The 16,726-nt window shown below is 69.4% G+C and carries 14 protein-coding genes; 11 read left to right on the top strand and 3 right to left on the bottom strand.

The features are described 5' to 3' along the window. Window positions 1-137 precede the first annotated feature (137 nt). Together ACH34T_RS27270 and ACH34T_RS27265 are read right to left on the bottom strand one after the other, a co-directional pair. Window positions 138-1,025 (bottom strand): phosphotransferase family protein, encoded by an 888-nt coding sequence (locus ACH34T_RS27270; protein ID WP_396023766.1) that lies wholly within the window; start codon window positions 1,023-1,025, stop codon window positions 138-140. 28 nt (window positions 1,026-1,053) lie between these two features. Next, window positions 1,054-2,187, bottom strand: a complete 1,134-nt coding sequence (locus ACH34T_RS27265; protein WP_396023765.1) for a hypothetical protein — start codon at window positions 2,185-2,187, stop codon at window positions 1,054-1,056. A gap of 492 nt (window positions 2,188-2,679) precedes the next feature. Between ACH34T_RS27265 and ACH34T_RS27260 the strand changes: the two genes are divergently transcribed. From ACH34T_RS27260 to ACH34T_RS27210, 11 genes are all read left to right on the top strand, one after another. After that, window positions 2,680-2,898 carry a hypothetical protein gene (locus tag ACH34T_RS27260; protein WP_396023764.1) on the top strand — a complete coding sequence of 73 codons (219 nt, stop codon included), beginning with the start codon at window positions 2,680-2,682 and terminating at the stop codon, window positions 2,896-2,898. After that, window positions 2,895-3,704 carry an SAM-dependent methyltransferase gene (locus ACH34T_RS27255; RefSeq protein ID WP_396023763.1) on the top strand — a complete coding sequence of 270 codons (810 nt, stop codon included), beginning with the start codon at window positions 2,895-2,897 and terminating at the stop codon, window positions 3,702-3,704. Before ACH34T_RS27260 ends, ACH34T_RS27255 begins: the two co-directional genes overlap by 4 nt. Beyond that, the gene (locus tag ACH34T_RS27250) at window positions 3,701-4,576 is read left to right on the top strand and encodes an SAM-dependent methyltransferase (RefSeq protein WP_396023762.1); all 876 of its coding nucleotides are present in this window, start codon (window positions 3,701-3,703) and stop codon (window positions 4,574-4,576) included. The genes ACH34T_RS27255 and ACH34T_RS27250 overlap by 4 nt, the downstream gene beginning before the upstream one ends. Continuing rightward, on the top strand, window positions 4,573-5,502 hold the full coding sequence (locus ACH34T_RS27245; RefSeq protein ID WP_396023761.1) for an SAM-dependent methyltransferase: 930 nt from the start codon (window positions 4,573-4,575) through the stop codon (window positions 5,500-5,502). Before ACH34T_RS27250 ends, ACH34T_RS27245 begins: the two co-directional genes overlap by 4 nt. Beyond that, window positions 5,499-6,122 carry an HAD family hydrolase gene (locus tag ACH34T_RS27240; protein ID WP_396023760.1) on the top strand — a complete coding sequence of 208 codons (624 nt, stop codon included), beginning with the start codon at window positions 5,499-5,501 and terminating at the stop codon, window positions 6,120-6,122. Before ACH34T_RS27245 ends, ACH34T_RS27240 begins: the two co-directional genes overlap by 4 nt. 402 nt (window positions 6,123-6,524) lie before the next feature. Beyond that, entirely contained in the window at window positions 6,525-8,054 is a 1,530-nt protein-coding gene (locus ACH34T_RS27235; RefSeq protein WP_396023759.1) for a S8 family serine peptidase, read from the top strand. Between the two features lie 221 nt (window positions 8,055-8,275). After that, entirely contained in the window at window positions 8,276-9,187 is a 912-nt protein-coding gene (locus ACH34T_RS27230; protein WP_396023758.1) for a hypothetical protein, read from the top strand. A 197-nt stretch (window positions 9,188-9,384) separates the two neighbouring features. Further along, window positions 9,385-9,705: a hypothetical protein gene (locus ACH34T_RS27225; RefSeq protein WP_396023757.1), complete on the top strand. Its 321-nt coding sequence runs from the start codon at window positions 9,385-9,387 to the stop codon at window positions 9,703-9,705. A 78-nt stretch (window positions 9,706-9,783) separates the two neighbouring features. Next, a complete protein-coding gene (locus ACH34T_RS27220) occupies window positions 9,784-10,320 on the top strand; it encodes a hypothetical protein (RefSeq protein WP_396023756.1) in 537 nt (178 codons plus the stop codon). Between the two features lie 300 nt (window positions 10,321-10,620). Next, the gene (locus tag ACH34T_RS27215; RefSeq protein WP_396023755.1) at window positions 10,621-12,573 is read left to right on the top strand and encodes an alpha/beta fold hydrolase; all 1,953 of its coding nucleotides are present in this window, start codon (window positions 10,621-10,623) and stop codon (window positions 12,571-12,573) included. A 380-nt stretch (window positions 12,574-12,953) separates the two neighbouring features. Continuing rightward, entirely contained in the window at window positions 12,954-15,014 is a 2,061-nt protein-coding gene (locus ACH34T_RS27210) for an ATP-binding protein (protein WP_396023754.1), read from the top strand. A gap of 733 nt (window positions 15,015-15,747) precedes the next feature. Here ACH34T_RS27210 and ACH34T_RS27205 read toward each other — a convergent pair. Continuing rightward, window positions 15,748-16,113, bottom strand: coding sequence for an ArsR/SmtB family transcription factor (locus ACH34T_RS27205; RefSeq protein ID WP_396023753.1), 366 nt, complete (start codon window positions 16,111-16,113; stop codon window positions 15,748-15,750). Window positions 16,114-16,726: the final 613 nt, after the last annotated feature.

Raw genomic sequence — 16,726 nt, 5'->3', positions numbered from 1 at the left:
CTGGAATAATGTGTAGAGGCCGGGCACACCGCGCAGGAGAGGGTCCGCACTCGCTGGCGCGCGCTCGATCGGTCAACCAGCGCGCGCCTGCAAGGTCTTCTTCAAGTTGTCGGCTGCGCTTTTAGCTCAACTGCTGGCTAGCGAGTCGGCGAGTGCCACCGTATGGAGGTGTCCCCCATACGCAGCGAGGCGACGCGGTGCGCAACTTCCCTTCGTACCAGCCTGTCGGTTGACGCTTTTCGCATGTAGGGACTAAGACCTGTGATCTCGCGAATCTGAATGAGCGTTTCTGTACTTCGCCAGTCGCGAACATCCCAGCCATAGGCCGCAGTGAACCGGTCAAGGTCTTCCCGCGTGTGGCGGCCGAATCGGCGGGCCATGTAGTGCACCTGGATAAGGTCCCACTCGCGAGGTCCCTGGGCGACGTGGTCCCAGTCGCCAAGAACGACCTGGCCTGTAGTCAAACGGATGGTGTTGTTGGTGTGCGCGTCACCGTGCACCAGGCCGGTCAGTAGAGCAGGGCTCAGATCAGTCCAACTGCGCCGCAGTCGCCTCACCCGGTCGCTTAACCACGTCTGATCGTCTTCGGTCATGGCGTCTGGGTGCTGTCGCATGGCGGCCGTCACCGACTCGAATGGGTCGGTGAGGTTTCGTAACTGGACCGGCGGGCTTGGCTGGCGGTGCAATTCACGGAGCAACTCACCGAGTTCGGCACCGTTCGCTGGGGGTTCTTCGGCTACGTCCAGCAGCCGCCACACAGAGACCGCCCGCCCGACGACGAGGAATGGATCCACTTCGGCAGGAACCACGCAGCGGTAGCCCCGGCAAGTAAGCCAACGCGTGATGGCTACGGCGGAGACGACGTTCTCGAACGCATCGGGATTGCCAGCGACGCGGACCAGAAGCCGAGCGGCTGGCAGCGCGATAGCAGTGTTGCTGTGCTGATGCACTAATCGAGCGTCGTCAACGGGAACCTGGCAGCGGGCGCCCACCTCGGCGAGGGCGTCCTGGACTTCGGACGGCATTGCAGTCATTGGCCAGAGCTCCCCACCGTCAGAGCCCACAACCCTGCAACACCGGCTTTGCCACCTCCCGCAACTCAGCGACAGCCTGGTTGTTCTCGTAAGGGGTAAGCGCATCGAGAACCTCGCCGAGTCGGATGCACACCCGTCGCGATGAGATCTGGGATGCCAGGTCGATGAGTTCATGGGCTGCCGCGCATGCGGCCTCGACTTCCAAAGTCTGGGCGTGACCGATGGCCAAGACACCGAGCGTGAATGCGCGGGGCCGCGCAGCGGTGCGTGCGTTGAGGGCTAGCTCGGCGGCTTGGACGGCCTCACGCCCCATGCCGAGGTTGACGTAGCAGCGGGCCTCCTCGTGGCGCAGATGCCCGTACTCATAGGCACCCATCCACTCCGGCTCCTGGACATCTCCGGCCCGCTCGTAGGCCGTCCACACGGTACCGAGGACTCGTTGAGTCCGGGCCCTATTGCCCGTCAGTGACCAGGCCAGCGCATGCTTGGTGGTCAAGAATGCGCGGCTGAGGGGTGGAGCCTCGCGTGCGACGCCAGCTGCGCCCTCGGTGTAGGCGAGGGCCTGCCGGACGAAGGTCGCGCGTCGCTCTGGTCGGGAGGTGAGGGCAGCCTGATGCATCTCATGCTCACCACGTCGAGACAGCACCCAGGCGGTCAGCGTCATGTCAGCGCTTTCAGCGGCCATACTCGATGCCCTGCCGAGCAGGCCAAGCGCCTGGGCTAGCTGATCGGTGTCGAGGTGCATCGCGGCCACTCGCAGCGTGAACTCCGTAGCCAGGCCGAACATCTGCCGCTTGAGGGCCTCGGGTACGTGCCCGCGCAGCATCGGCTCGATCACGTCGGTCAGATAGTCGTCGGCCTGTCGGCGGATGCGCCGTCCGCCGAAGCGGCGGTCGGCGGCCATCAGGGCATTCAGCATCATGCGGATCGCCTCGACGTCGCCCTGGGTGGGGACCGGGATCGGCGGCTGGTGCGGGCTGTCTTCGAACAGTTCTTCCTGGCTCATGCTCAGCGCTCGTGCGTAGAGGATTCGGTAACGCTCGGTAATCCGCCGAACCTGCCCACCCTCCCAGCGCTCGACACACCGGGTGAGGCTGCGCTCGGACGGCATTTTGTGCGGATAGTCAGAGGCTTCCCGCAATTCGTGCGCCATACGCGGAATGTCCCACCCCCGAGCCCGGCGTTCGCACCGCAGGCGCGCTCGGATCTCAGGGGTCGTCTCATATGCCATGAGCATGCACCTTCGCAGCTGACCAGGTCACGACATCACAGATGTCGGAAGTTGTCGAACATTGTCGGCTAGAGGCGCTGGACGCGAAAGCGATCTGCTGGAAGCAGCCAATTCACGACCCGCCAAACGAGGTACCGGTGTTCGTCCAGCACTGCATCCAGGAGCGTGGACTCTCCCACGAGGAGGACACCCGCGCGGGGAACGAGCGTGAATCCCTCCCCAGCAGCGAGCTCTCGCCCGCCCCGTCCGTTCCCAAGCGCCTGGTCAAGGCCGCCGCCGGCTTGGGCGGACGAGACGGATTGGCTGGCGGCGCCTTCCCTTGACCGCAGCGGCGGGAGACCGAACGGTCAGCCGTCCTCACAGCGGATCCCCCGCTGCGTTTACCCCTCGCGTCCGCTAACAGGGAAACCGATCATGACCGCAATGCCCAAAGTCACCGACCCCGCTCAGGCCAAGGCGTGGTTGAAGGACGCCCACCCGGACTGGAGCATCGTGCGTTCCGACAAGGACCGCCGGTGGGGCTTCCTCGACACCAACGAGCGTGGGAAGGACGCGGCCCCCAACCGCGCCACCGCCGCGGACGCCGACACGCCCGAGAAACTGCACGAACTACTCGACGCGGCGGAATCATGATCACCCCCGGCCTCGCCCTCGACTTCAGCCACGCTACCCCCGCTGGCCTCTACAACTACTACCTGGGCGGCAGAGCCTGGACGGAGGCCGACAGGGAGACCGCCGAAGCAGTCATCCGGATCTCGCCGGACGTCCCGGCCATGGCGAAGGAGAACTTCAAGTTCGCCGGTCGCGCCGCCTCGTGGGCCGTTGCCGAATACGGCATCCGGCAGATCCTCGACATTGGTGTTGGGATCGTGGACGACGTTCCGCTTGATTCCGTGGAGATCTGCGTCCGCAACGTCGCGCCGGACGCCACGGTGTTCGCCTTCGATAAGGACGAGGTCGTGCTCGCGCACGCCCGCGCGCTCCGCCGGGGGTATCTCGGCGTGCTTCGCGGTGACATCACCGACCCCGACGGCATCTTTGGCCACCCCGAGCTGGTGGGCCGCGTCGACCTGACCGAGCCGGTGCTGATCATCGCGGCTGCCGTCCTGCACTTCGTGGACGATCCGGCCGCCGTTATGGCGGGGCTGCGGGAGCGCTTGGCGCCCGGCAGCGTCGTCGTCCTGTCTCACGCGACCAAGACTCGCACCAGCCAGGCCCGGGTCAGTGGGATGACCAAGGCCTACAGCAACGCCAGCAGCCCGATCGTCTTTCGCGAGGAGGAGGACATCGCTGCCCTCGCGGACGGCTGGGACCTCCTGCCGCCCGGCCTGGTCGACGTGCAGCTGTGGTCCGGCGATGGCGCCTACGAGGGCGAGCTGTACGAGACGATCCGCGTCGTCGGCATGGCCGCCCGCGTCAGCGTGGGGAGAGCGGCATGAGCGCTCACGACACGACCGTTCACGGGTCGGCCGCCGCTGGTGACCTGATCGAGCTGGATGAGTCCACGCCCGTCATGGCGCGGTTGTGGAATCTATGGGCGAATGGCAAGGACGCTGGCCCGGCTGAGCAGCAGTTCGGCGAGCGGGTGCAACAGCTCTACCCGCAGATTTTGGACGTTGCTCGGTTCCGCTTGGTCTTCCGGGCCCGGGCGGTTCGGGTGATGGTCGAGGAGTACCGGCTGCGTCAGTTGCTGGTGGTCGGTGTCGATGTTCCGCTGCGCGACGAGGTGCACGAGATCGCGCAGCGGATCGATCCGGCGACTCGGGTGGTGTATGCCGACACCGACGCGTGGGTGATGATGCACGCGCGTGCGTTGCTGACTTCTCGCGCGCCTGGCGGTTGCGCGCACGTTGACGCGGATCTGTACGAGCCCGGCGTGCTCCTGGATCAGGCGGCGGCGACGCTGTCCCTGGCTGAGCCGGTCGGGGTGCTGCTGACGACCAGCCTGGACGGCGTGGACGATCAGACGGCCGCGCACGCTCTGGCCGTTCTGCGGACCGTGCTGCCCGGCGGGAGCTGTATCGGGATCTGTCACCTTGCCGGGGACACCGGTCAGGGGCTTGGGGCGCTGGGCGGGTTGTGGGACCGGCCGATCCCTGGCCTGCCGCACGCGCGGACCTTGGATGGGATCCGGGCCCTGTTCACCGACCTGGACGTGGCCGAGCCGGGTCTGGTCGCAGCGCCGCATTGGCGACCGGAACCGTCCCCTTGGGCGCCGCTGGAGGGGGTCGATCTGTGGTGCGGTGTCGGCCGTGTTCGTGCCCGGACGGGTGCGCGGGTGAGTCACCAGGCGGCCGGGAGGTCGCGGTGAACGACCAGCTCGGCGGCGCGGGGCTCAGCTGGGCCCCGTACCTTCCGACCGTCCAGGGGTTGGAGTGGGCGGCGGCCAAGCGCGATCTGTTCTACCCGCTCGACCCCACGACACCGCATTGGAGCCGTGTCTGGAACGCGCTGGTCGGCGGCAAGGAGAACTACCCCGCTGATCGTAACTTCAGCGACTGGGCGGGGCGGGGGTATCCGGGGTTGGTCGCCGCCGCCCGTCATCGGCTGGCGTTCCGGGCCCGCGTGGTGCGGGCCTTGGTCGGCGAGCACGGTATTGGTCAGGTGTTGGTCGCGGGCACCGATCTGCCGGTGCGTGATCTGCCGAGCGAGCCGTTGCGGGCGGAAGTCCACGAGGTCGCCCAGCGGATCGACCCGGCGGCCCGGGTGGTCTACGCCGACGCCGACGCCTTCGTCATGGTGCAGGCCCGAGCGTGGCTGTCCTCCCCTTTTGAGGACACCTGCGTCGACGCCGACCCGACCGATCCTGCCGCAGCGTTGGCTGCCGCCGCGGCCAAGAATCTGCTGGATCTGGCTGAGCCGGTCGGGGTGCTGCTGACGACCAGCCTCGATCCCCTGGACGGCCGCCGCGCCGTCGGGGCCGTGGAGCGGCTGCGCGCCGCACTTCCCTGCGGCAGCTACATCGCGGTCTGCCAGCTGACCGGGCAGACCAGCCAAGGAGTGGCCGCTTTGGGCACGTTGCAGGACCGGCCGATCCCCGGTCTGCCGCATCCCCGCACGCCCCAGGACGTGAGGGACCTGTTCGCCGGGGTGGAACTCGTCGAGCCGGGCATCGTGCCCGCGCCGCAATGGCGACCGGAGCGCTCCTGCTCGCCGCAGGCGGAGGCGATCGGCCAGGGACCCTCCGATCTGTGGTGCGGCGTCGGCCGCGTCCAGGCCCGGGACGGTGCGCGGTGAGCGCCGGGCAGGTGGTGTGGGACCCGCCGGTGCGGTGTGTCGGGTTCGACTACGGCGGGGTCCTGGACCAGCGCGGTGCCGACCAGGACGTTTCCGTGCCGCCCGGTTACGAGGGTCTGATCACGCTCAACGTCGGGGCGGTGGCGCGGCGGCTGGACCAGTCGTTCCCGGTTGATCCGGCGGCCGCCGCGGTGATCCGGTCGCTGCACCGGACCGGGTTGCGGCTGCTGGTCGCCTCCAACACCCTGGCGGGCCAGTCCGGCGAGGCGCAGCTGGTCGCCGCGGGCGTGCGGGGGCTGCTGCGGGCCGTCCTGCACAGCGCCGAGCTTGGAGTCGCGAAACCGTCACCGAGATTCTTTGACGCGATCACCGCGGCTAGCGGCGGGTGCTCTCCCGCCGAGATCTGCTACGTGGGCAACCAGGTCCACAGCGATGTGCTCCCGGCGGTGAAGGCGGGGATGCGGGCGGTGCTGGTCGCGCCGCTGGCCTCGACCGCCGATCGGTCGGCGGGCTGGCCAGTTGACGAGACCTCCGGCGAGGTCCCCGATGGGGTGCCGGTGATTGAGCATGTGCGGGAATTGCCTGCCGTGCTCGCCCGGATGACGGGGCGGGCCCAGTGAACGGTGCCTGGGCGGGGTCGGAGGTTCGCGCCGCCACCGTGTGGATTCCGTGGCGCGCCCACCTGCATCTCGGCCCTCTGTGTTCTGGCTTGCTGGTCCTGCTGCCGCGCTTGGCGGAACGGGTGGCGCGGTGGGTCGTGCGGTGGGTCGACGGCGGTTTGGGCGTGGGAACGAGTTGGGGATCGGCGACGCAAGAGCACGCCGCACGAGGCCCACCCCAGCCTCGCCCCACGCCACAGCCCAGCGACACCCCCTAGCGCCGCAGCGCAGCGGCGCCGCCGCAGGCGACCGCAATCCAAGACCCGCGGAGCCTTGGGCAGCGGCCGTCCCTGCTTCCACGAGCCCGTGGTCTGGAGGGACGACCGTGACCATTGCGACCAGAGAAAGCGACACCCTTTGTTTTTGCCGACCAAACCAACCACGGCCGTGTTGACGGGCGTGGCGGTGCTGGGCATCAGCGCCGTCGCGTTCGCGCTGGCCACCGGCACCGGCCCGGTCAGCCGATCGGCCGCCCCGGCGGGCGCGTCCACGCCTGCCGCGGCGGCGACGAGCATCGCGCGGCAGTTGGCCGCCGGAGTGCTCCCGTTGCGCGGGCCACGGCGCCTCACCCACGCCGACCTCACCGCCGCGCGCGCCCTAGCCACCGGCACCGGCCCGGCCACGAGCCAGGGAGCGCGCCCGGCCACGAGTCCGGGAGCGAGCCCGGGCACGGGGCAGGCGCCGCCCACGACGGCCGAATGCCGGGCCGCCTACGGGTCGCCCTGCTACTCGGTCCGGCAGCTGGCCCGCGCCTACGGAGTGACCGGCGCGCACCGGGCCGGGTGGACCGGCCGCGGCGCGACCGTCGTGCTGCCGATCTGGCACAGCGTGCCGGAGCACACGCTGCGGCACGACCTCGGCGTGTTCTCGGCGGCCTACGGGCTGCCGAAGGCGGACCTGGAGTACCGCGCCACTGGGCCGATCACCCCGATGCCGCCGCCCGACGCGCCGGAGGCTCCCTGGCGGTACGCCATCGCCCAGGAGACCGTGCTGGACGCCAGCATGATCCACGCGATGGCCCCGCACGCCCGCATCGTGGTGATCGCCACCCCCGAGACGGCTACCGACGGTGGCTACGCCGACATCCTGGACGCCGTGCGCGACTACGCCCCCGGCCACCCCGGCGTGATCGTGTCGATGTCGTATGGCACGTACGAGTCCGATCTTCCCGCCGCGACGCTCACCCGGCTGAACCGGCAGCTCAGCCAGATCATCGGCGCCCGCAAGCTCACGGTCGCGGTGTCCAACGGCGACACCGGCAACACCTCCGGGCAGTCCACCGCGGCCAACGTCCCCTGGCCCGCCAGCTCCCCGGACGTCCTGGCCGTCGGCGGCACCCAAGTCGACCTGGACGACCACGGGCGGCGGCGCTCCCCCGACACCGTCTGGGGTGACCCGCACGGGCTGGGACGGGCCACCGGCGGCGGCCTGTCGAGGGTGTTCACCCGCCCGGCGTTCCAGGACCGCTACGCCCACCTGGTCGCCGGGCACCGCGGCACCACCGACGTAGCCGCCAACGGCTCGGGCGAAAGCCGCATGATCATCTACTCCACCTACAACGTGCTCGGCGGCAAGATCGACCGGGACGGGGGCTGGCGGCGCGCGGCCGGCACCTCGGTGTCGGCGCCGCTGTGGGCCGGTGTCCTCGGGCTGGTCCGCCAGGCCGCGCACCGGCCGCTCGGCCGGATCAACCCCGCCCTGTACGGGCTGGTGGCCGCCACCGGCACCCGCACCGGCATCGCCGACGTCACCCAAGGCTCCAACGCCGTCCCCGGAAACCCCGGCTACCCGGCACAGCCCGGATGGGACGTGGTGTCGGGCAACGGCACCATCGGCGACGCCCGATGGCTGGTCCCGGCACTGTCGGCCGCTATTCGGCGCGTCGGCACCTGACCGGGTGAGCGATCCGCAGGCCGCCCATGCGGCCTGCGGATCGACCGGCAGCAGGACCCACGAGCGGGCCTGGGGCGCCGTCCGCCCCGGACCCAACCCTCCCACCCGCACTCACGTCCCAGAGGGGACCACCGGAGATGGCCGACACGGCTTCACCCACCGCACCTGCAAAAGCCCCACCCGTGAAAGCTCCGCCGGAGCGCCGTGACTTCGCTGAGGCGATGTATGCCAGGTTTGTCGCCAACCACCACCACGAGGCGGCCGCCAAACGGAAGATCCCCATCGTCCCCGCCCTGATCCTGACCAGTGGCGCCGTCGTCGGCGGCGCCGCTCGGATGGGGTTGCCCCCGTCCTGGGCCACGGCAGTGACCGGCGCGCTGGCCGTCCTGGTCGGCGCCTGGGCCGTCCTGGTCGTCTACGTGAACCATCTCGGTGATCCGCTGCCGGGCGTGGATTGGAGCTCGGCCGACGACTACGAGCAGCGGCTCGTCGCCGACCTGCGCCCGGTGGCCCGCACGGTTCTGACACGCACCCAAGACCGGGTCCGCCGCCGGCTCCCCGCCGCCGAGGGCGTCCATGTGTACTGCCTGGACCGGCCACCGGAGCATCAGTGCGCCCTGGACACCACCGGCTGCGACTGTGCGCGTACGCGCTTGTACGCCGCAGTGCTGCCGAACCGGCGGCACCCGATCATCCTGGTCGGCGACCGGCTCCTGGAGCAGCCCACCGCGCTGGCCTACGCCCTGGCCCATGAGGCCCACCACGTCCGCCGCCCGTGGCGACAAGTCGCCATCGCGGTGCAGTTGGTCAGCCTGGCCGGCTGGCTGGGCATGGGATTGATCCTCCCGCCGCGCGCTCTCGTGGTCGCCGCCCCCACCGTGTGGATGGCGACACTGCTCCTGAACTGGATCAGCGAACTCGCTGCCGATGCCGCCGCCAGCACCGCTGAACCTGATGCCGCCCGCGGCTTCTGGAGGATGCTGCGTGCCGCGCTCCCCGCCCCGACAGGCCGGGCCCAGCTGACCACAGCCGTCATCGCGGTGCTGGGGCCGACGCACCCGCCCATGGCGCTGCGGGCGGCCCTGGCCGCCCGCATCGCCCGCCACCAACTGGCCAAACACCTGACCGAGTGAGCCCACCGCATGACCGCCTGCGGCCTGCGAGTCGGCCATGCGAGTCGGCCATGCAGCCCCGGTCCCCGTGACCGTTGCGCCGCCAGAACCGGCCGCACCCCCCTTTTGCCAGGACCGCCGTCCGGGCCGTTCCGAGCCGTGCCGGTGCTCCGGCCAGCAACGCCGAAGTCCCATCGAGAAGCCGGAGGAATCCCGCCATGGCCAAGCCAGTCCGCGCCACCGAAAAGGCCCAGTTCGTCGACCTGTTCACCGCCGGACGCACCATTGCGCAGATCGCCCAAGACCTGGAGCGCTCACCGCTGACCGTCCAGGAGCATCTGGCCGCCGCCGGGACGATCGACCGCAAGCCGCCCCGGGGCGTCACCGCCGAGCAGATCACAGCGCTGGGTACCGGTGCCCGCTGGCCCGCCTGGCGCGCCGCGTGCGCGCCCGGAGATGAGCGTGGCCACCGACCCGCCACCACGACCCCGCCGAGGTCGGCGCCGGCGACCCGTCGGCGGTGCTCGACCACCAAATGACCCCGGCAGCCCGTCCGCGAGGTCATCGACCACCGCCAGAGCCCAGCATCTCCCTCGTCCACAAACCGGAGCCCTGTCATGCCGAGATCCCGACTGACGCGCAACGAGATCATCAGCGCGCAATGCCAGAACACCATCACCACCTCCGTCAACGGTGATCATTTCGGCGCGTACGAGGCCTTCGCCGCGATGCAGCATCGCCGCGACTTCCCCGAGACCGGGCCGATCATGGCGGAGTCCCTCATCAAATTCATCCAGCGTCGCTGCCGAGCCCTGGGCGCCGTCACCGGCGACGACGTCCCCGAGGTGGCCCGTTTCCTGCCCGACGAGCGCAAGGGCGTCGCCCGCGCCCGCGACGCGGTGCCCGGCATGACCGCGCAGACCATGGTGGAGGCCCGCCGGATCCATCGCACCAACGCCCGCCTCGCCCGGGAGATGGTCGAAACCTACGCCTCGCAGGGCCGGGACAAGGCCCGCGAGCTCTACCAGCAGCGGGCCGCGGCCGAAAACGACGCCCAGAACCTGCTGATGATGCTGTGGGGCGCGGCGATCAACGTGCAACACCAGATGCGAGCGGCCACCCGAGCGGCCAAGGCCAGCGGCCTTGACCGCTGACGGGGCTGGCGGCCGTGCCGCGCCGGCCCGGGCGTCGCGCGCCGCCGAAATCGCCGGTTCCGCTCGTTCGGCGAACCCGCCCGCCCGCCTGCTCGACCTGGGCTCGCGCGTGCTTAACCCGGTCGGGCAACCCGGTCGGCAGGGACGCGGCCGGTCCCCGTGACCCCGCCGTGCCTGCCAACCCGTGCCACCAACCCGTGCCACCAACCCGTGCCACCGGGCGCAGGGCGGCGGGCACGCCGCCAGCCGCGGCCGACAACTCCGTGTCCGTAACGCAGCGAAGAGGAATCGACGAGTCCGATGAACATCGCGTCACCCGCCCAACCACCCACCCTCTCACCCGCCCCGGCCGCCGGTCCGCGCACGCTCATCCCGCGGCGGGTGCTGTTCGGCGCCCCTGACCGGCTCAACCCCGCATTGTCGCCGGACGGGCGGCTGCTCGGCTTCGCCGCCCCAATCGAGGGGGTGATGAACGTATGGATCCAGCCGGTGGACGGCTCGGCCCCGGCCCGCCCCGTCACCCATGACCGGGGACGCGGCATCACCGAATTCACCCTGTGCGCCGGTGGACGGCTACTCATCCGCCAGGACACAGACGGCGACGAGAACTGGCGGCTTTCTCTGCTCGACCTGCCGGACCAGTTCGATGAGCAGCCCGACGAGCAGCCCCGGCCCCGGCTGGTCACGCCCGAGCACGGCGACCACGGCCCCGTCCAGGCCAAGGTCGTGGCCTACCACCCGCAATGGCACCCCGATCAGATGCTCATCGCGGCCAACGTCGGGAACCCGGGGCTGCGCGACCTCTACCGGCTGGACCTGAACAGCGGCGAGCTGCGCCTAGTCGAGTCCAACCCCGGGCATGACGGGGACCCGCCGTTCACCGAATGGCTGGCCGACACCGATCTGCACGTCCGCGGCGGCATGGCCCCCAACCCCGACGGCAGCTGCACGGTCCACGTCTGCGACGAGCCGGGCGGGCCGTGGCGTCCGCTGCTCCACCTGCCCGTCGACGACGTCTCTCTCGACACGCGCATCGACTTCACCCGCGACGGCACCAGGCTGATCATGGGCACCTCGGTGCAGGCCAGGGCCCTGAGACTCGCCTACGTCGACGTCTGCGACGGGGCGATCACCACGATCGACGCCGACCCCGACCACGACGTCGTCCAGGCGTGGCTGGACCCGGACCGCGTCGAGCCGGTCGTGGCGGTCTACGCCCCCGACCGCAACCGCTACCAGCTCCTCGACCCGGACTTCGCCGCCGATCTGGACGATTTGACCGCGCTGGACGAGGGTGACGTGAGCGTGATCGGGTGGGCCCGCGGCGGGCGGCTGCTGCTCGCCGAGACCACCGCCCCGCACGCCCCCGTCCGCTACTACCTCTACGACCGCGACAGCAGGCAGGCGCAATTCCTGTTCCACCAGCGTGACGACCTGACCCAGTACGCGCTCGCGCCGATGGAACCGTTCGCGCTGGTGGCCAGAGACGGGCTCGATCTGCGTGGCTACCTGACCCGCCCGCCGGGCGCGCCCGACGGGCCGCTGCCGACGGTGCTGGTGGTGCACGGCGGGCCCTGGGCCCGCGACCGGTGGGAGTTCCACCCCGAGGCGCAATGGCTGGCCAACCGCGGATACGCGGTGATCCAGGTCAACTACCGCGGCTCCTCCGGCTACGGCACAGCCCACATGGCCGCTGGGGACCGCCAATGGGGCCGGGCCATGCAGAACGACCTCCTCGATACCCTCACCCACTTCATCGACGAAGGAGTGGCCGACGCCGGGCGGGTCGCCATCTACGGCGGCTCCTACGGCGGGTACACCGCGCTGTGCGGCGCGGTGTTCAACGGAAACGTGTTCACCGCCGCGGTGGCAGCGTGCGCTCCCACCGACCTGACCACCCTGATCACCTCACTGCCGCCCTACGCCCAGCCGATGCGCGAACAGCTGTGCGCCCGCGTTGGCCACCCCGAGCGCGACGCTGACTGGCTCCGCGAGGTCTCACCCGCCGAGCACGCCGACAAGATCCGCGTTCCGCTGCTGATCGCTCACGGTGTCAACGACGTGCGCGTGCCCGCAGCGCAGCAGGTCGACACGCTGATCGCCGCGCTGGAAACACACCAAATCCCCTACCGCCACCTCAAGTTCGACGGCGAGGGCCACGGCCTCGTCCGGCCGCAGAACCGCGAGACCTTCTACGCCGCGGTCGAGGAGTTCCTGGCCCGGCACCTCGGCGGAGCCTGCGGCCCGTCCTGACCAGAGCCCGAGCTGCGCGCCGAATGACGAACGCCGAGCGGCCGGTCTATCGCCCGGAGTGACCGGCCGCACCGGCCAGACCGTACCGGATGCTCTCTGTGAAAGATGTCGACCACATGGTGAAGGTGCTCGCTGTGCGGCTGCACTGCGCCGCAGCACGACCGGTTGTACAAGCGGCCACACACCCGGGACGGTCGTGATGACCGGGCCGGGGCATCACAACGACTTCACCGGGGGCGACGGCAACGTCCACGCCGTCGTGCAAGCCAGCGCGGTCCACGGCGGGATGCACCTCACCATGCCCGCGCCGCATCCGGCCGCCGTGATGCCCGTCCCGGCCCAGCTGCGCGCAGCGCCCGCCTGCTGGGCCGACCGCACCGATGAGCTGGCCCACCTGGACCGATACGCCCCACCAGCCGCCGAACCCGGCAACGACCCAGCCCCCCAGGACCGGCCACCACGACGCGCCAACCCTGGTGGTGATCACCGGCACTGGAGGAGTCGGCAAATCCGCGCTGGCGCTGCGGTGGCTGCACCAGCTCCGCTCCCAATACAACGACGGGCAACTGTTCACCGACTTGCGCGGGTTCTCCGGAACCCGCCCGGCCGACCCCGGCGACGTCCTCGAACGGTTCCTGCGCGCCCTGGGCATCACACCCGATCAGCTCCCCCGCGACGTCCACGAGCAGAGCGCACTGTTCCGATCAGTCACCGCCGAGCGGCGGCTGATCATCCTGCTCGACAACGCCGCATCCGCCGCCCAAGTCCGGCCGCTGCTGCCCGGCGCGGGCCGCAACCTGGTCGCAGTTACCACCCGCCGGACCCTGCCCTGCCTGCGGGTCGAGGGCGCCCACTACCTGGACCTTCAACCGCTGGACGAGACCGGTGCCCGGCAACTGGTGGACGCCATGGCCGGCGCCGCCCGCACCGCCACCGACCCGGACGCCACCCGGACCCTGATCGCCCACTGCGGTCGGCTGCCGCTCGCACTGACCGCCTGCGCGGCACACCTGATCACCCACCCCCACACCCCCATCGCCCGGCTCGTCACCCGCCTCAACGACGAACACACCCGCCTGGCCCAACTCCACGCCCTCCACAACCACCACAACCATGAAGGCACGGACACTCACATGAACGACCACTCGGTACCGGCTGCACTCACCACCTCCTACAACGCCCTGCCCAGCGACGACGCCAAACGGATGTACCGGCTCCTCGGCCTCCACCCCGGCCCCGACCTGACCCCCGACCTCGCCGCGGCCGCCGCCGACCTGGAGCCCCCGCAAGCCGAGCAGCTACTGGAAACACTCACCGACGCCCAACTCCTCCACCAGCACGCCCCCGGCCGGTACCGCTACCACGACCTCACACGCCAGCACGCCCTCGACACCACCGAGACGACCGACCCCGAACCCGTCCGGCGAGCCGCCTTCAACCGCATCACCACCCGGATGCTGCAGATCGCCGTCGCCGCCCAGCGGACCATCAACCCCCACCGCTGGTACCTGGGCCGATACTTCACCCAGCCGCCCGTGACCACCTTCGCCGACACCGTCGCGGCACTGGACTGGCAGGAGGTCGAGCGCGACAACCTGCTCGCCCTGCTCCACCACGCACACCTGTACGGTGACTTCACCACCGCGTGGGAGATCGCCGAGGCGATGTGGGGACTGTTCACCCACCGCAAGCACTACACGCACTTCGAGCAGTTCCACCTGGACGGGCTGGCCGCCGCCGAAAACGCCCAGGACGTCCTGGCGCAGGCCCGGATGCTGGAAGGGCTGGCCGCCTACCACAACAACCGCGGCTCCCACACCGCCGCCATCACCCACGCCCAACGCGCCCTCGACCTGGAACGCGCGGCCGACCACCCGATCGGGGAGGCCTCCGCGCTGGACATGCTCGGCGTAGCACAAATGGCCACCGGCCAACTCGACCTAGCCACCGAAACCTTCACCCGGGCCCGCGACATCCACCGCCACATCAACCACCCGCGCGGCGCCGCGCTCATGACCCGCCACCTCGCCGAAGTCACCGCCCGGACCGGCCACCACCACCGCGCCATCGAACACTACGACGAAGCCATCAGCTACTTCGCCACGCACCACGAGCCCTACCTACACGCCCGCGCCCTCACCGGCCGCGCCGACAGCCACCTTCACCTCAGCCGACTCGACGACGCCGACACCGACCTACACGCCGCCCTCACCCTCACCCACCAGGTCGACGCCCAGCACGAAACCGCCAACATCCACACCCTCCTGGCCCGCCTCGCCGACCTACGCGACGACCCCGCCACCCGAACCCACCACCTCCACCAGGCACTCGACCTGTACCAGCAGCTCGGCGCCCCACAAGCCACCCACATCGCCGACCAACTCGCCCAACGATCTCCAAGCGCAGATCCCGACCACCCCTCAACCGAGGAGCCCCGATAGTCCAAGCCCAGCGACCCGATCAGCTAATACGCCCGTGGTCGTGTTCGAGCCACCCCGCTCCAGGAACGCCCTCACATGGATCCTTACTACGACCTGGGAAAACGAACCAACGAGGGGGCCAGCCGATGAAGGGGAGCAGGCCAGGCCCGTACGCGCGGATGCGCGAGTCCGAGGGCCGTGCCCCGAGTGTGATGCGCCAACGGGAAGACCTTCAATCACCTCTCCCAGCCCAGCCCCGCGCAACGCACCACCTCGGCCACGTCGGCCTCGGCGAGCCAGGTGTTATGCCCGTGACGCATGCCGTGCGGCGTCAGGCCAGGGCGTCCGGCAACGATCGCCGGACGCCGCTGCGTTCGGACCCGCCCGTCGCAGGCCAGCCGCCACACGTATCGGTGACGTGCCCCGGCTAGGGCCGAGTCGTCCTTCTGGAATCCTCGTGTCCTCAATCATGGGGAGAGATGCGAAGAACGTACGGGCGGCCTCCAGGTCCGCAACCTCGCGGTGGATGCTCAGGTTCGAGGCGGTCCGCGCGATCGGCCAGTCCACCTTTAACGCCAGCAGCACCTCTCGGTCGCGGAGTTCCGAAGGTACTCACGTGGTGCCGCCATCGAGGGTCATCCTCCTCCCCATCAGCCAAAATCATGACTGGCTCGAAGGACGTCGGCGAACCCGAGGCGTCGTACCGACTGATTCATGCCACTGCTGAAGATCCACAGCAACCGGCGTATCCGGTTCATGGCTCCGTGCTGATGCGACTACAACAGCCTAATTCGGTTGCGTTGTCGGTCGCGAGCGAGCGCGCCAGGTGAATCAGGTGGGCGGTCTGCAGTGCCGCCACTCGGTAGTACGTCTGCTGTCCACGGTGAGAGGACCGCAGATGCCCAGCTTCGACCAAGCAGTGTAGATGACCTAAGACCTGTCCCTGCGAAAGATGAAGTTGTTCGGCGCATTCACTCACGGTACGCTCACCGTCACACAGGAGCTCCATTAGATCCAACCTCGCCGGATCAGCGAGCACGCCCAGAAACCTCGCGACGGACCCCGCGTCCGCTTCTTCGCCGCCACTCTCGGCATCGCCGTGGATCCGCTCGTGAAGCATTTCCGTGCAAACCCCATCCCCGCCTGGCGTCTGACTTACGGGCCAAGTCCCTCTGGGTCAGATATTACGTCAATCATCGAGTCCGCTTCTAGGATCGATCCAAACCCAAGCTTCACCATTACTTTCCGCACACAATCGATCACCCTAATGCAACTCGATGAGCGGCCGCCTGGGCCCCATTTTGGACAAGATTTGCGATCGATAGGTTCGACCAAAATAGGTACCAGGGCCACCGGTTCGACACCAGCCACCTCACCGAAAGAACCTCTCCCTCGATACCTTGCCCCTTGCATCCGGAGGGTCAAATAGCGTGATCAAGTATTGCCTACGCAAGGATTAGTCATCGTTCGTCCAGCGATGAAGGCATAGCGTGTCGATCTCATATCCGGTTGCAGACGCAACCTTGAGACCGCCGCGGACCTGTGGTCACTGCCTCCAGACGAGCCGTCGATACCTCCCGGTAGTCGGGAAAGCGTACGTCCTGAACTGCGCATAGGCTGACCGACTCGGTCTGGACAGGCTGCCGTGAGGTACAGAACAACAGCATGCGAAGCATCTGGTGGCGGCCTGATAATCACAACCGGCCGATCGCCAGGGCTTCGGTATGCCCTTA

Origin of the sequence: Actinomadura sp. 9N215, assembly GCF_044326345.1 — a bacterium.
In the GTDB taxonomy this organism is placed as follows: domain Bacteria; phylum Actinomycetota; class Actinomycetes; order Streptosporangiales; family Streptosporangiaceae; genus Spirillospora.
This window is presented reverse-complemented; position numbering and strand designations above follow the sequence as displayed.

What these genes read in the sequence shown, in the direction of transcription:
- ACH34T_RS27270 (WP_396023766.1), bottom strand. Translation starts at nt 1,025, where the DNA reads ATGCCGTCCGAAGTCCAGGACGCCCTCGCCGAGGTGGGCGCCCGCTGC.
- ACH34T_RS27265 (WP_396023765.1), bottom strand. Translation starts at nt 2,187, where the DNA reads ATGGCGCACGAATTGCGGGAAGCCTCTGACTATCCGCACAAAATGCCG.
- ACH34T_RS27260 (WP_396023764.1), top strand. Translation starts at nt 2,680, where the DNA reads ATGACCGCAATGCCCAAAGTCACCGACCCCGCTCAGGCCAAGGCGTGG.
- ACH34T_RS27255 (WP_396023763.1), top strand. Translation starts at nt 2,895, where the DNA reads ATGATCACCCCCGGCCTCGCCCTCGACTTCAGCCACGCTACCCCCGCT.
- ACH34T_RS27250 (WP_396023762.1), top strand. Translation starts at nt 3,701, where the DNA reads ATGAGCGCTCACGACACGACCGTTCACGGGTCGGCCGCCGCTGGTGAC.
- ACH34T_RS27230 (WP_396023758.1), top strand. Translation starts at nt 8,276, where the DNA reads ATGTATGCCAGGTTTGTCGCCAACCACCACCACGAGGCGGCCGCCAAA.
- ACH34T_RS27225 (WP_396023757.1), top strand. Translation starts at nt 9,385, where the DNA reads ATGGCCAAGCCAGTCCGCGCCACCGAAAAGGCCCAGTTCGTCGACCTG.
- ACH34T_RS27220 (WP_396023756.1), top strand. Translation starts at nt 9,784, where the DNA reads ATGCCGAGATCCCGACTGACGCGCAACGAGATCATCAGCGCGCAATGC.
- ACH34T_RS27215 (WP_396023755.1), top strand. Translation starts at nt 10,621, where the DNA reads ATGAACATCGCGTCACCCGCCCAACCACCCACCCTCTCACCCGCCCCG.
- ACH34T_RS27210 (WP_396023754.1), top strand. Translation starts at nt 12,954, where the DNA reads ATGAGCTGGCCCACCTGGACCGATACGCCCCACCAGCCGCCGAACCCG.
- ACH34T_RS27205 (WP_396023753.1), bottom strand. Translation starts at nt 16,113, where the DNA reads ATGCTTCACGAGCGGATCCACGGCGATGCCGAGAGTGGCGGCGAAGAA.